The following is a 14,108-nucleotide window of genomic DNA, read 5'->3' on the forward strand; positions in this document are numbered from 1 at the left end:
CGAGGGCCATCCGAGTGGTCGGGGCAGGGCCGGTTCCGCCTCCTTCGCCGTCTTCCGTCGCCGACCTGTCCACCAGCAGCACAAGACCTCCCAGTATTTGAATGTGGAGCGGGAGTTGGGCGTGGCGAGTCAGAGATGCCTGACGTCCAGCGGCCAACCCGGGGTCGACTCCGGAAGAAGCTGCGCGGAGACACAGCTCACGGGGTCGGACGGGGCTCGGGGCCTGCCGTCCGCATGTTGTCAATGGGGACAGACCGTAGGTGCTAGACGCCCAGTTTGCAAGTAAATACTCACTGACATGAATCCGAGCAGTCACCTCGCCGCGCCCGTCGCCTCGACCAGGGGAAATTACTCAATGTAACTATCTGGTAACGGGGCATGGTGACTCTGGGGCGCCAGTTGATCTCATCGCTCGCTTGTAAGCCGTGCCCGGCCGCCGCGATCATCCGGCGACCGCCCTGAGGCGGCGGCGGGACATCGGGAGTCACCCGGACCGGCGAAGGCGGCGAACGGCTCGCCTGGCCGCCGAGGCCGGGCCGTTCCTGGGACCGTGGCGCCCGCCGCAATCGATTGAGCGAGGTTGGAGCGCCTATGTTCAGAGGGCGGACGGCCACAGCCAAACGGCAGCGGTCGCCAACCGACGTCACTTGACCATTATTTGACGGTTGTCTACTGTCGGGCGCATGCAGGGCGAGCCGTTACCAAGCGGGCACAGCCAGGACAGGCGGGTGCAGCGCTCCCGAGCGGCGTTGATGGCCGCCGCGGTGCGGCTGGTGTCCGAGCGTGGTACGACCGCCATCTCGGTCACCGACCTTGCCGAAACGGCGAACGTCAGCCGGCAGCTCGTCTACCTGCAGTTCGGCGACCGCGACACGCTCCTTGTTGAAGCCGCCGCCGACCTGGTCAGACGAGAGGTTCTGCCGCAGATCTCGGACGGTCCCGAGGTCTCCAGGGCGCTGGCATCGGCGCGGCACTTCGCTGCGCATCGTTCCTTCTACCGGGCGATGCTGACGGGGTCATGCACCTTCGCGATAGCCAGGGAGCTCACCACGCTCTTCAGCGATCTACAGCGAATGGCTGTGCGCACTCTGTTCGGTGACCTGGACCCAGCCACGGCCGAGCACCTGGCCACGTTCTTCGTCGGCGGCTCCGGCGCAGTCATCAACGACTGGCTGATCAACGGCGCCGAGCCGCTCGATCCCGAAGACCTAGCGAACAGTCTGCTCGGCGTCTTCTCCGTCTTCGCCGGCATCTACCAGCGACAGCCGGAGGTGGCTCCGCTGTCGGCCGCGCCGCACCAGCCCGACTGACCAACGGCGCGAAGGCGGCCTTCTCGCCCCGACGGCCGGCCCGAAGCCCACCACGACGGCACCGTTGTCCGCGGCGACCGAAACACCCCCAGGTATTTGCAGGCGGTCCTCGGCTCGGCCGCCACGATCAAGGCCGGATTCGCCCTGTCCTCGACCGCGTCACCCTGATCGCCTATGTCCGAGCAATCATGCATCCTTTATACACCCCTGCGTGGCCGCGTGATCTTTCGTCGCGCCCCAGCGAGTCTGGCGAAACGGCAGGTGTCGCGATGCGTCTGCCTGGACGGTTTCACGGACCAGTTCGTCCCCGACATTCGGATAGCCGATCCGGGCGTAGCCTCAGGCCGCCGAGTCGGGCTTTCCCGCAGGCTGGGCCACGAGCAGGTCCTCAGGCCATTTCTGGCTCGATTGGTGGGGGCGAGCGTTCGTACCGACTGCCTTGGCGTGTCCGCTGTCGCCTGCCCATGCCCGCTGCCTGGGCAGCATCACCCTGGACGGACCGGATGGGCAGGTGCGGCCACACTCGGGGTCTGCCGACCCTGGTCCAAGACGGCGTTTTGGACTATTTTGTCGTAAATGTGGCGAAACCGTGGCTTTGCTTCTGCTGGGCGCATGCTTTTCGCTGGGCTCTGTGCCCGTCACCGCTGGGTGATCGTCGGGTTGTGGGCCGTTTGCCTGGTGACGCTTGTTCTCCTCGCGCGCGCGCAGGGCGCCCGCTTCAACACCGACGTCGCCGTTGCGGGCAGTGACTCCGCGCGTGCCCTCGACCTCGCGAGTCGGGCGCTGGGTGGTACAGGCATACCGGACACCGAGTCGGTGGTGCTGCACGCCCGTCACGGAACTGTCGACGATCCGCTGGTACGGACACAGGTTGCCGCGATGGTGGCGCAACTGAGCAAGGTGCCGAAGGTCGCTGGGGTGGTCGACCCGTTCTCCCCGGCGGGCGCGGTCGTCCTCGGCGTCGACCCGGTAAGCACGAACCGGCGCACCGCGGTCGTCTCGGTGATCGTGAAGGGTTCGGCGTTGCACCCCGACCGGGCCACGGCGGGGCGCCTCGTCGCCACGGCGCGGGCCTACGATGGGCCAAATCTGCAAGTCGAGGTCGCCGGCCCGGATGCTACAGCCGTAAACGCCACGGCCATCTCTCCGTGGCCGATTCTCATCGCGCTCGCGGCTGCCCTGCTGCTGCTCGGCGCTACCCTGCGTTCCCGCGGCGCGGTCGCCGTCTGCGCCGTGACCACCTCCGTCGCCACCGTGACGGCACTGGCGATCGCCGTGTTGCTCTCCCACGCGACGACGATGACGTTGTACGCGCCGCTGCTCGCGGCCGTCGTCGCGGCCGGAACCAGCCTGGGCGGGGCCGTCGTCGTCGTGCACCGAGCCCAGTCCTGGCTGCGGGAGGGGGCCGCCGCGCTCGAGGCGGTGACGCGGGCCGCCGCGCAGGCCGGCTTCGCGATCGCCTGCGGCGGCTTCTGCGTCACGCTGGCGATGGACGGCGTCGTGGCACTGGGCCTGCCTTTCTTCAACGGCGTCGCGCTCGGCTCCGCCGCCGCCGGGACGGCGACCGGCCTGGTGATCCTCACCCTGCTCCCGGCGCTGCTGGCGATCTGCGGACCACGGCTGCTCGGCTGGACAGAACGACATCACCTGACGACCAGCGGCCGTGGCCTGCGCCACCCGCCGGGGCTGCGGGCATGGTGGGCCGACTGGGTGCATCGCCGCCCGCGGGTCGCCGCCTGCGCCGCGGGCCTTGTGCTGCTCGCGCTCGCCGCGCCGGCGTTGACCCTCAAGCTCGGCGGCGCCGACGACGGCGCCGAATCGACATCGTCGACGACTCGGCGGGCGTACGACCTGCTCAGCACCGACTACTTTCCGGGGCTCAACGGACCGATGCTCGTCACCGTCGACCTCGGCCGCGCCCCGTCGGCGGTGTCCCCCGACGCCGTCGCGGCCGCGCTCGCCAAGGATCCCGGGGTCGCGCGGGCGGCGGTGAACCTGAACAACGCGCAAGTGGGAGTCGCCGTGATCCGTGTCTTCCCGACGGCCGGCCCGCGCTCGCCGGAGGCCACCGCCCTGCTGCACCGGCTACGCGGCCAGGTCATCCCACGCGTACTGGCCGGCACCGGCTCCCGGGCCTACATCGGCGGTTCCACCGCCCTGTTCGTCGACATGGCGGCGAACTTCCACGGCGCGACAACCGGGTTCCTCGCGGTGGTCCTCCTCACGGTGCTCGGATGCGGGCTCCTCATGCTGCGATCGGCGACGATCGCGGCCGCCCTGGCACTCACCAGCGCCCTCGCGATTCTCGCCGCTGCTGGCGTCCTCGCCCTGCTGTTCCAGACCAACCTCGTCACCCGGACCCTGGGACTGGCGACCGGGCCGGTCGAACCCTCACTGCTGGTCATCGTCCTGGTCGCCGTGTTCGGCCTGCTCCCGGGCCTGAACCTCAGCCTGCTCGACCGACTCACCCAGCCCCCCGGCCCCAACCGTGGCGGACAAGCCCGTCACCGCCGCGACGCGACCGGCCCCGTCCGGCTCGGCCACGCCGACGTCGGCCACGTCATGCTCACCATGAACCTCGTGATGCTGTTCCTCTTCGCTGCGGTCGCCGCACAGCCGGCACGCATGATGAAGGTCATCGGATGCGGCCTCGCCGCCGGTGTCGCCATCGACGCGTTCGTGCTGCGGGCAACTTTGCTGCCCGCGCTTCTCCACCTGCACACACCACAACCGAGCGCCCGCCGCGGATCCAGCCGGCGCCGAGACGTGCCGGACCTCGACTGGACACAGTCGCCGGTTGGCGGGCCCCCCGACCAGGCCGGCGCCGCATGGGACAGCTCCGAGACCGCGACAGCGCCGTTCCAGTCCCGGCCTGACGCATCGCGTCAGGCAACGCCGCGACCAACCAGGCGGTGACCAGTCGCCCACACGAGGTACCAGGCAGTAGGCGCGGCGGATGGCCAGGCGGGAAATCCTGCTCTGCGATGTGTTCAACGCCGACCCGGAATGTGTCGCTCACGGTCGCCGTCCCACGCTCTACGGCGACCGGCCGCGCTGCTGGGGCGCGGCGGTTGGGTGGTCGGGATCAGGGTTTGCGGGCGACGCCGCCATAGCCGCCGATCACCGTGTCCGACGGCGGCGCCAGGTCGGGATGCCAACGGTCGAGGGCGACCACGCCGGGCTCAAGGAGATCGTGTCCGGCGAACAGACGGGTGATCTGGTGGTGATCGCGGGCGACCATCGGGATGCCGCGCTGCTGGTACGCCGCCGCGACGGTGTCCAAGGCGGGGTCAAGATCGTTGGCGATGTGTGTGATGGTCAGGTAGCTGCCCGCCGGCAGCCGCTCCATCAGGGAACATACGATGTCGAAGGCCTCGGTATCGTCGGGAATGAAGTGCAGAATCGCGATGAGCGAGAGAGCGACGGGCTCGGTGAGATCCAGGGTGGACTGGAGAAGATCGGATACCAGAATCGCCGCCGGATCGCGAAGATCGGCGTCGATATAGACAGTCCGACCCGCCGGATCGCTGGTCAGGAGGGCTCTGGCGTGTGTGAGCACGATCGGGTCGTCGTCGACGTATACAACCCTAGCCTCCGGCGTGACAGCCTGGACGACCTCATGCAGGTTCGGCGAGGTGGGAATTCCGGTACCGATATCCAGAAACTGCCGTACCCCGCGCTTGGCGGCGAGGTGGTGCGCGACGCGGGTCATGAACGCCCGATTCGCCCGGGAGGTCACCGGCGCGTTCGGATAGATGGAGAGGATCTCCTGCGCCGCCTCCCGGTCGGCCGGATAGTTGGTCTTGCCTCCGAGGAAGTAGTCGTACATCCTCGCGGTGTGCGCGACATCTACGTGCAGGTCAACAGGCGGCGCACTCCTTGAGATGACGGAGCCGTGCAGGGAACTCCGCCTGGACACCTCGGTCGACTCGTCTGTCCTGTCCGGCTCGGTCACGGCCCCCGCCCCTCACCCAGCGGGCAGCCTCCTGCCACCGCGCCACCCTCACAAACGTTATCTTCCTGCCAGCTTGTACCACTACCAGGCCCATCCTCCCGGCCGCCACAGCCCGCCTCGGTTACCCGCAGCCCGGACGACGGCAGGCAGGCCTGAGCCCACCCGGGCCGCACGACGGTCCCGCCGGCCGGCGGGGAGATCTCCAGGCGAAATTTCTCGAACCTCGACGGACACCGCCTGTGTAGCTGGGAGTCGGTTCCACCTGTCGACGTGACCGAGGGTGTGACCGGCCAGCGGACGTCGCAGCACGGTCGGGCCACCCGCCCGCGGAGGCGCAGCTCCCACGATCGCCCTCCAGGCGTAGCAGCGCGAACGCGACGAGCAGAGCCGGCCCTTGCTGATGGGCCGCCTTGTGCCCGCCGCACGAGTGGGATCAGGAGCAACTCTGTGAAGCTCACCATGATCCTCTGCGATGCCGCCCAGGTCGCGGAGGGCAAGCTGAACGTCATCGGTGGCGGCTGGAACCTCATCGGACCGCTGCCTGCCCCGTCCGCCCTCGGCATCAGGATCGAGGTGCCCTGGGACAGGGCGAACTCGCCGTTCACGCTGCGCCTCGAGCTACATGATCAGGACGACGAGCCCGTCATGCAGCCGGGGCCGACCGGGCCTCAGACGGTGCAGATCGAAGCGGTCATGGAGGTGGGTCGACCCCCCGGGCCTGACCGAGGGCTCCCCTTGCAGATCCCACTAGCGATCACCGTACCGCCCCTGACACTGGCCATGGGCAAGCGCTACCGATGGGAGGCGACCATGGTCGGCGAGCCGGAACGCGACGACCGGAACGTCAGCTTCCAGACCAGGCCAGCAACGCCCCCGCCCACACCGCATGTCAGCGGACCGGACGACTGAATCACGAGCACCTCACGACGGCACAGACCTCCGCCGCGATCTACTCCGGCCTTGAGAATCCCTGCACCAGGTCGGGGTGGTAGGCGACAAGTCTGCCCGCTCGTCCGCGTTTCGCCGCGTACATCGCCAGGTCGGCCTGGTGAAGCAGCGCGTCGGGGCTGGTTGGCCGCTGGTCGCGGTCGAGGGTGACCAGTCCGAGGCTGGCGTGGGGGGTGTAGGTCCGGCCGGCGAGCTGGCAGGGTGCCTGCATACGGGTCGCGAGGCGTTCGGCGACGCGGTACGGGTCTTCGGAGCCGGCGCCGTCGAGGATGACGGCGAACTCGTCGCCGCCCAGGCGGGCGACCGTGTCGCTGGCGCGGATTCCTTCCCGTAGCCGCGCCGCGCTGATCCTCAGGAGCTCGTCACCTGCGGCGTGGCCGAGTGTGTCGTTGACCCGTTTGAAGTGGTCGAGATCCACGAACAGGACGGTGATGGGGTTCGACGGGCCGGTGGGCCCGCGGTCGGTGCCGGCCGTCTGGTTGATTGCCTGCTGCAGCCGCCGGGTGAACAGGGCCCGGTTCGCCAGACCGGTCAGCGAGTCGTGAAACGCCTGGTAGTGCAGCTGGCTCTCCCGCTCCTGAACTGTGGCTAGCAGGCGGGTGTTCTCGGCGATGGTGAACATCTGTCGCGTGAGCGCGAGCACCAGCAACAGGACCATGCCGTAGGTCTCGACCCGGTCGAGTGGCGCGCCGGCCGCCAGCCTGCCGAAGATCAACAGGCCTGCGGACGCGAGTACCACATAGGGCAGCACGGCGTGCGCCCACATGGCCCGCGGGCGCCGCGGTGGCGGGTCCTCCGGGTCCACCGTGTAGCGATCAGGCACGAGCGCGGCGAGCGCCATCAGCAGGATCGATGCGGTGAAGGGGATCAGGCTCCAGGCAGGGAGGTCCTGGTGGCCCTGGGCCTGACGGTAGACGAAGGTGCTGGTGGTGAGCCCGTAGATCAACAGGCCCGCCCCGAGCAAGGCCAGCGTGGACGGGGACGTCGGGCGGCGGAAGCTCGCGATCAGCAGGACGGCCACCGCGAGTATCAGTGACGCCACCTGCTGGATCAGGGAAAACACCACCACCGTGCCGCTCGGCGAGTGCGCGTCGGCGATCGTGCGCAGCATCGTCCCCCACTCCATGAGGACGACGGAGCCGACGATCAGCGCACAGTCCAGGATGATGATCGCGTGCCAGCGACGCGGACCACGGCTGCGGCCACCTCTGCTCTCGACGGGGTAGGTGGGCAGGCAGAGCAGGCCCGCCAGAGCGAGCCCGTAGAACACGTCAAGGAATAGATACGCCGACGAGTTGCGGGCAGCGAGCGAGCCGCCGCTGAGTAACGTCGCTGTGGTGATGAGGTTGGTTCCTGCCATGGCGATCGCCAGCACGCCAATGAGCCATCGCCATCGCCGGTCGCCGGCACGGGCGCGCCGCGCGCTCCACAGGCAGGCCACCGCGAGGGCCACCTCGGCGGCGAGGGTCACGAACATCCCCGCGATCAGCGCGGGCCCGGGACTGAGTAGCGTCGCGAACGCGACCACCAGCCCGGTCAGGAGCGCGTAGCCCCACACCGCGCGCGAGAACAGCCGCGACGGGCGTTCCAAGCGGCCTTCAGGGCGCTGGAGGCCTGGTGCCGCGCTCCCGACGCGAAGCCCAACCATCACTCCCCCTAACCCAGCCTATCGGTCACCACCTTGGCTCGGACGGTGAACGCCTGCGACCTAATGCCCGCCATGGGTCATATCGGTGTGTATACCGCAGGCATGTAGAGGCACTCGGTGCCAGGCTTTCGGCGGCTTCGCGCCACGGCCGCGAGTCGTCGCTGCGATTCGCGCCGGAGATCATGCACAGGTACAACCTCTCGCTGATCCCGTCGTCATTGACGAGCTGCAGGGGGAGTACTCCGAGGCCTAGGAGACGGAGAAGGACCGGGCCGGGCCATCGGCAAGCTGGCCCGGATCGCCCGGCCCGGCGGCCGGCTTCATCCCGATCTACGCCTGCAAACGGCCGGACGCGAAGAGCGTGCCGACGAAACAGCGGAAAATCACCACCTTTCGTTAGACCGCCCAGGTCACGACAAGACGCGGTCGACATGGTGCTCGGCGACGGCAAGGCCGCAGCCGGCGCCCCGACCCGCCCGAAGACCACTCGGCGTGGATGTGATCATCACTAGCCCGGCGTCGTTCGTCACTGTCAAGGTCGACCTGGTCGACCGCCAGCGTTCGAGACCATCTACCAGCCCGGTCGTAAGCAGCGCCCTGTGGAACATCGTCGACAGGGCCGACGTCGCCGCCCGCCACACCGCTGCCCAGCAGGGCCGACCCGGGCCTTGTCACGACGAGTATGTGCGACTCGCCGTGACAGGTGACGAGCCTTCTGTTACCGGACGTCTTGCTCGACCTCATCGATCGGTGCCTGGTCCGGCTCGCGCGGCCGACCGCTGGACCTGTGGATGATCCAGGCCGTCTACAGATCTCAGCTATCGCACTGTTGGCTCGGGCTCTGGAGACGACGGGGTAGGTGGGCGCGCAGTCAGCGCGTCGACGGGGATGGTGTCGTGGAGGACGAAGGGTTGAGTAGGGCGTAGACCAGCCCTGCGAAGCCCGACGTTGGCGTCGCTGAAGGTTGCTGGGTGGGTGTCACGCTGACCGTCGGCGTCGGCGTCGGCGTCGGCGTTGGCGTTGGCTCCGGCTTTTGCGTCGGCGTTGGCGTCGGCGGGCTGGTCGACAGGCTCGTGAGCCGCCCGCTGGATGGGCTTGCGGCCGTCGCGGATGGGGGGATGGCTGGGGTCGTAACGGTCGGTGCCAGCGAGAGCGCTGTGGTGTCGCCGCTGGCGTGGCCGTGGTGACGACCGAGCAGCGCGAGCAGCCCGGCGAGCACCAGCACCATCGCGCCTGCGGGGCCGACGATAGCGATCGTGACCCATCGGGGGCGACTCCAGCTGGTGGACGCGGAATGGCGGAGGGTGTCTGCGGGGGTCCGGTCGAGCTCGGCAGGCGGTTCGGCTTTCCCACGGAGGTGGGTGCGTGGGGGCAACATGGTGGCTGCCGCGCGCCGGTATCGGTTGATCTCGACATCCACGGCGTCGGGCAGCCATCCCTCGCCGAGCAGGCCGCGCGACGCCGTCGGGACCGTGACGCTGCCGACCCGCACGTCGAGTTCGCCGGCGAGGCGGCCGCACAGGTCGATGATGTCGGCGCATTCGGCCCGCTGTTTCGGTGACTTCGCCAGGCAGCGGACCAGTACGAGCCGCAACGGCCAAGGGACGGGCTCCCAGTCGGGGTCCGCGTATTCGATGCGGTGATAGACGGCGATGTCGCTGCCGAACGGGTACTCGCCGGTCGCCGCGAAGTAGGCGGTCGCGCCCAGAGAGAACACGTCCGAGGAGCGCTCCGCCTGTCCGTCGATGACCTGCTCCGGCGACATGAACGCGGGCGTTCCCACTGCCACTCCCGGGCGGCTGACAGCCGCACTGACACTATCGGCGGCCCGCGCGAGCCCGAAATCGATGAGCAACGGCCCGTCCGCCGCGGTGATGACGTTCGAGGGCTTGAGGTCCCGATGGATGACCCCGGCCCGGTGGATCGATTCGAGCGCCTCCGCGACCCCGGCGATCAGGCCGAGCACGGTGCGGGCGGGCAGTGGTCCACCGCGGCGGACCACTGCTGACAGGTTTGGTGCCGGCACGTAGGACGTCGCGATCCACGGCTGGGCGGCCTCGGTATCCGCGTCGATGACCGGCACTGTATAGGCGCCCTGCACACGACGCGCGATCGCGACTTCGCTGGCGAACCGATGGCGGAACTCCGGGTTGTCCGCGAACTCCTGGCGTACCAGCTTCAGCGCGATCGGCCGTCCACTGCGGCTCGCTGACAGAAAGACGGTTCCCATGCCGCCCTGGCCGATCCGGGCGCGCAGCGCATACCCGCCTACCTCGGCCGGGTCGTCGGGCAGCAGAGGCAGGAACAGATGATCTGCGGCTGAGCGCCGCCGATTGCGCGAGGCGCCGCCGCCAGAGGCGCTGGCACCCCGCCGCCTCGAAGGCTCGGTGGTCTGCGACAAAGTCTCCATCGGCTCCTCACAGCCCGCCGACCGGCGCTTCTGTGCAGGCAGCCTGAACTGCCCTCACGCACCGGCTGTATGACGGGCGGCTCACGTCCAGGCTGCCCGCGCAGAAGCCCCCCGGCCGACAATAGTGTACGAAGCGTGGCAGACACGTCGCCTTCAGGCTTCATCGGGCGCAGCGGATCCGTCACGCGAACCCCGAACGCATGCGCCACCCCGCGCGGGCCGTGACCCACGCCGGAGGCCTGGTGTCTGGGACCGTCGCCGGAAGCCCATGGTTCGCATTCCGGACCCATCGCCGACACTCCCTGCTACGCCGTGACGCGGTCTGGTTGGGCGTAGGCGAGCATCGCGTCGCGGTCGGCCTGTAGGACGAAGCCGGCCTTGACGGCCCTGTCGACCGCAGCGGTGTACTTCGTCATGTACTGATCTCGGGACGGGTAGAACTGTGCGATCCGCCCGGTGGGCAGTGGGGTGGTGGACCCGAACAGGGTGCAGATAACCGACGGGTTCGGGCCGGGGGTGCCGGACAGGGTATTGACCGGGACGTCCACCGGCGGGGTGCGTATCCCGCCTTTGGCGATGCCGTCGCCGTCGCGGACGACGTGTGGATCGTCGCCGGTCGTCGTCTCGATCCGTGCGACGGCGGCGGGCGCGGTGCCGGTAGAGACCCAGGTCTCTAGAGCGTGCAGGGCCGCCTTGACGACGCATGGGTGCCAAGCCGCCCAGCACCGGCCCGCCAGCCCGGACGGCGCGCGCGACCTGGGTGAAGATGTCAAAGGCGTAGCCGTCACCGGGATGGTCGAGAGAGCCGTACCGGGCCGGGTCGGTGCCCTTCAGCCCGGAGGCTCCGGCGCCTGCTGCGCCTGCTGCGCCTGCTGCGCCTGCTGCGCCGGCGGTGAGCGCGGCACCGCCATCACTCCGGTGTACTGCGCCGAGACCCCGACTCACACGTCGCCGTTGCGGACCGTCTCCTCGTGCGCGCTCGTCCACCCCGCGTGGCGTACGAGGTAGCCGTCCCGGAGACGGCGTACTCGGCCTCGACATATCCCGTGCCCGTCAGGTCGACTGCCGGTTCTACGACTGGCGCTGGCTGCAGCCGAACACCGGCCCGCTCGGCTTCCGAGACTTCCGTCTGCCGATCGCGGCCTGGTCCAGATCCGTGGCCATGGAGCGGACTGGGCCGCGACGATCACCGAGGCGGGAAAGTCGTTGCTTGCTGGCGAGAAGTCGGCCGTCGCCGTCGCGACGGCCGAGGCCAGGACGCCGGCGTGGCGTCCAGCTGTCGAGAGGACGGCGGCCGCGTCGATGCCGGCGCGGCGACCGCTGGCAGGCGATGCGGCGGTGTCCGGGGCGACCGTGGTCGACGAGGTGCTCGAGGCCGGGGTGCCGCGGATCGAGAGCCCGGACGAGGCGGTCCGGGCGGCCTACCGCCGCGCGCTCGGGGGCCACGTACCAGGCGTCGTAGGAGGTGACGTTGTCGCGGAGTTCCCACACCTGCCTTCCGAAGGGATCGTGGGCGGCCAACCGACAATGAGTCCGGCGTACTGGCTCCGCTATCGGTCGGTGGCGAGGGCTGGGTGCCAGGGTGGTCCGGCGTGGTCGGCCTCCCGGTACCGTCCCCGCGGATACGTCACGAGTTCGAAGTAGAGGCCGAACGGGGCGAGGCCGTGGATGGTGTAGGCCTCGTCGCCGGCCTCGTAGTCGTATGCCGGCTTCTTGCGGCCGAGGATGTGCGCGTCCCGGGTGGTCAGCGAGTCGAAGGCGGCGTCGATGTCGTCGACGTAGATCGCCAGGTGCCAGCCGCCGACGTCGAACATCGCGGGCCAGCCCTGCTGCTGCCCGGGGTAGGGCGGACATTCGATGAGCTCGATGCTGAGGTGCGAGGAGCGCAGCGCGCGGGCGCGGGTCGGCCTGGCTCGCGCGTCGACGTTGGCGAAGGCGCGTAGCCCGCCATCCGGACCGCCCGGTGGCCACGGTGGGAGGTCCACGTCGCGCCGGAACCCGAGGATGTCGGCCAGGAAAGCGCTCGCCTCGTCGAGCTCGGCGACCGTGACGCGTAGTCGTTCGAAGCCCCGGAAACCCGGCAGCGATCCGGGCCGCGGCCGCCAGGCCGGCTCGGCGATGGGCGTGGATTCCGCCGGTGCCCGTACCAGCTCGAAGTGCAGGCCGAACGGGGTCAGGTAGCGGCGTTCCCCTAGTGCGTAGACGTCCCGCTCCGCCAGGAAATCGACGGCGGCGTCGATGTCGTCGACCGCGGCGGTAAGGCCCCAGCCGCCGACGTCCAGCAGGTCGGGCCAGACTGTCCGCTGGCGGGGCGTGCTCACCTGAAACAGCTCGATGTTGAGGAACGGGCTGCGTAGGACGCGCACGTAGTGGACGACGGAACGCACGTCGGCGTTGGCGATGACCCGCATGAACGGGCCCCTGCGGCCTTCGAACGGGCCCATCGTGTACAGCGTCTGGCAGCCGAAGACGTCGGTGAAGAACGCCGTCACCTCGTCCAGGTCGGCCACCGTGATGTTCAGATGCTCGATACCGCGCGACGTCGGCAGGCCGGCGGTCATCAACGGACCGTGAAACTGATCGGCTCGGCGAGGAGTACCCGGTTCACCGTCGCGCGGAATGCGATCTCGGCGCCGTCCTGGAGCCGGAAGCCGTCCAGCCGCCGCAGCAGTTCCTCGAGCGCAATGCGCAGGTTCATCCGAGCCAGGTTCGAGCCGAGACAACGGTGCGGACCGGCGCCGAAGGCGAGGTGCCGGTTCGTGGCGCGGTCGAGGTCGAAGTCCTCCGAGTGCGCGAACTCCCCCGGGTCCCGGTTCGCCGAGGCCCAGTAGATGATCACCTTGTCGCCTTTCCTGATCTGGCGACCGGCGATCTCGACGTCGCGCATGGCGGTGCGCGTGATCTGCACGAACGGGCTGTCCAGGCGTAGGAGCTCCTCCACCGCCCGCCCCAGCAGGTCGGGCTTCTCGCGCAGCAGCACCGGAATCTCCGGGTGTTCGCAGAACCGGAGCATGGACTGGCCGAGCGCGCCCGCCGTTGTCTCCAGCCCGCCGAGGACCAGGAGCTGGACGGTGCCGACGATCTCCTCCTGGGTGATCGGCCGACCCTGGATCTCGGCGTTCAGGATCGCGTCAATGACATCGCCCTTCGGCTCTTGGCGCCTCCGCTGCGTCAAGAAGTCGCCGATCCAGTCGGACAGGCCTCGCCAGCACGCGGCCGCCTCCGGGTCCTGCGGAGCGCCCGACTTGTTGGCCAGGTAGGCGACATACTCGACCTCGTCCGCGGGCGCGTTGATCGCGACCTCGAAGAATGACTGGGCGGGGTATGGACGGGCGAACTCGGTCATGAAGTCACACGCACCGCGGTCGGCGAAGCCGTCGATCAGGCGGTTTACCAGCGTCCTGGTCCGTGGCTCCCATGCCCGGACGGCCTTCGGTGTGAAGAACGGGTTGATCAGCCGCTTGAACTCGCGCTGAAGCGGTGGATCTATCTCGACGGGCAGGTTCCGTACAGCGATCGGGGCCACCGGCACGGTCAGACCGAAGGCAGAACTGTAGGTTTCCCAGTCCTGGGCGATGTGCAGCACCTCGTCGTACCTGGTGACGACCCAGTAGCCGCCGTAAACATCGCTGTGCGCGACCGGGCACGTCGACCGCATCCGGTTCAGCACCGGGTACAGGTTGTCGATGACCTCCTGCGATAAATGGTCGAAATGGTGTTCGCACCATTCGTCGGTGATGGACGTTCCGTCGATGAGCGCTTCCCTGGACCGCCCGTCCGTCGGCTCGTCAGCCATGGACTCTCCCTGCTGATCGGTGCTACCTCGCCATGACAGCC

10 protein-coding genes and 1 pseudogene are annotated in these 14,108 nt (G+C 69.0%); 3 read left to right on the forward strand and 8 right to left on the reverse strand.

Annotation, left to right across the window (positions count from 1 at the left end):
- The first annotated feature begins 683 nt into the window (after positions 1-683).
- Both FRCN3DRAFT_RS44450 and FRCN3DRAFT_RS44455 read left to right on the forward strand, forming a co-directional pair.
- Complete coding sequence (locus tag FRCN3DRAFT_RS44450; protein ID WP_063630156.1) at positions 684-1,310, forward strand: TetR/AcrR family transcriptional regulator; 627 nt, start codon at positions 684-686, stop codon at positions 1,308-1,310.
- A gap of 612 nt (positions 1,311-1,922) precedes the next feature.
- The gene (locus tag FRCN3DRAFT_RS44455; RefSeq protein WP_007507403.1) at positions 1,923-4,226 is read left to right on the forward strand and encodes an MMPL family transporter; all 2,304 of its coding nucleotides are present in this window, start codon (positions 1,923-1,925) and stop codon (positions 4,224-4,226) included.
- A 169-nt stretch (positions 4,227-4,395) separates the two neighbouring features.
- Here FRCN3DRAFT_RS44455 and FRCN3DRAFT_RS0214125 read toward each other — a convergent pair whose 3' ends face one another.
- Positions 4,396-5,265, reverse strand: a complete 870-nt coding sequence (locus FRCN3DRAFT_RS0214125) for an SAM-dependent methyltransferase (protein ID WP_007507402.1) — start codon at positions 5,263-5,265, stop codon at positions 4,396-4,398.
- A gap of 447 nt (positions 5,266-5,712) precedes the next feature.
- On the opposite strand from FRCN3DRAFT_RS0214125, the gene FRCN3DRAFT_RS0214130 reads away from it, so the two are divergent.
- A complete protein-coding gene (locus FRCN3DRAFT_RS0214130; protein ID WP_007507401.1) occupies positions 5,713-6,174 on the forward strand; it encodes a DUF6941 family protein in 462 nt (153 codons plus the stop codon).
- Positions 6,175-6,214: 40 nt separating this feature from the next.
- Here the strand turns inward: FRCN3DRAFT_RS0214130 and FRCN3DRAFT_RS0214135 are convergent, their stop codons facing one another.
- From FRCN3DRAFT_RS0214135 to FRCN3DRAFT_RS0214165, 7 genes and pseudogenes are all read right to left on the reverse strand, one after another.
- Complete coding sequence (locus tag FRCN3DRAFT_RS0214135) at positions 6,215-7,861, reverse strand: diguanylate cyclase domain-containing protein (protein WP_007507400.1); 1,647 nt, start codon at positions 7,859-7,861, stop codon at positions 6,215-6,217.
- An 871-nt stretch (positions 7,862-8,732) separates the two neighbouring features.
- A complete protein-coding gene (locus FRCN3DRAFT_RS44460) occupies positions 8,733-10,271 on the reverse strand; it encodes a serine/threonine-protein kinase (RefSeq protein WP_007507399.1) in 1,539 nt (512 codons plus the stop codon).
- Between the two features lie 305 nt (positions 10,272-10,576).
- Positions 10,577-11,059 (reverse strand): alpha/beta hydrolase domain-containing protein, encoded by a 483-nt coding sequence (locus FRCN3DRAFT_RS53045; protein ID WP_007507398.1) that lies wholly within the window; start codon positions 11,057-11,059, stop codon positions 10,577-10,579.
- Positions 11,037-11,258 (reverse strand): annotated as a pseudogene (locus FRCN3DRAFT_RS56190) (alpha/beta hydrolase domain-containing protein); the annotation flags it as partial. The gene FRCN3DRAFT_RS53045 and the pseudogene FRCN3DRAFT_RS56190, both read right to left, overlap by 23 nt.
- Positions 11,182-11,364, reverse strand: coding sequence for an alpha/beta hydrolase domain-containing protein (locus tag FRCN3DRAFT_RS56195; RefSeq protein WP_342435705.1), 183 nt, complete (start codon positions 11,362-11,364; stop codon positions 11,182-11,184). The gene FRCN3DRAFT_RS56195 and the pseudogene FRCN3DRAFT_RS56190, both read right to left, overlap by 77 nt.
- 457 nt (positions 11,365-11,821) lie before the next feature.
- Entirely contained in the window at positions 11,822-12,832 is a 1,011-nt protein-coding gene (locus tag FRCN3DRAFT_RS0214160; protein WP_007507396.1) for a VOC family protein, read from the reverse strand.
- Positions 12,832-14,067: a cytochrome P450 gene (locus FRCN3DRAFT_RS0214165; RefSeq protein WP_007507395.1), complete on the reverse strand. Its 1,236-nt coding sequence runs from the start codon at positions 14,065-14,067 to the stop codon at positions 12,832-12,834. Before FRCN3DRAFT_RS0214165 ends, FRCN3DRAFT_RS0214160 begins: the two co-directional genes overlap by 1 nt.
- Between the last annotated feature and the right edge of the window lie 41 nt (positions 14,068-14,108).

Origin of the sequence: Pseudofrankia saprophytica (assembly GCF_000235425.2) — a bacterium.
In the GTDB taxonomy this organism is placed as follows: Bacteria; Actinomycetota; Actinomycetes; order Frankiales; family Frankiaceae; genus Pseudofrankia; species Pseudofrankia saprophytica.

What these genes read in the sequence shown, in the direction of transcription:
- FRCN3DRAFT_RS44450 (WP_063630156.1), top strand. Translation starts at nt 684, where the DNA reads ATGCAGGGCGAGCCGTTACCAAGCGGGCACAGCCAGGACAGGCGGGTG.
- FRCN3DRAFT_RS44455 (WP_007507403.1), top strand. Translation starts at nt 1,923, where the DNA reads ATGCTTTTCGCTGGGCTCTGTGCCCGTCACCGCTGGGTGATCGTCGGG.
- FRCN3DRAFT_RS0214135 (WP_007507400.1), bottom strand. Translation starts at nt 7,861, where the DNA reads ATGGTTGGGCTTCGCGTCGGGAGCGCGGCACCAGGCCTCCAGCGCCCT.
- FRCN3DRAFT_RS44460 (WP_007507399.1), bottom strand. Translation starts at nt 10,271, where the DNA reads ATGGAGACTTTGTCGCAGACCACCGAGCCTTCGAGGCGGCGGGGTGCC.
- FRCN3DRAFT_RS0214160 (WP_007507396.1), bottom strand. Translation starts at nt 12,832, where the DNA reads ATGACCGCCGGCCTGCCGACGTCGCGCGGTATCGAGCATCTGAACATC.
- FRCN3DRAFT_RS0214165 (WP_007507395.1), bottom strand. Translation starts at nt 14,067, where the DNA reads ATGGCTGACGAGCCGACGGACGGGCGGTCCAGGGAAGCGCTCATCGAC.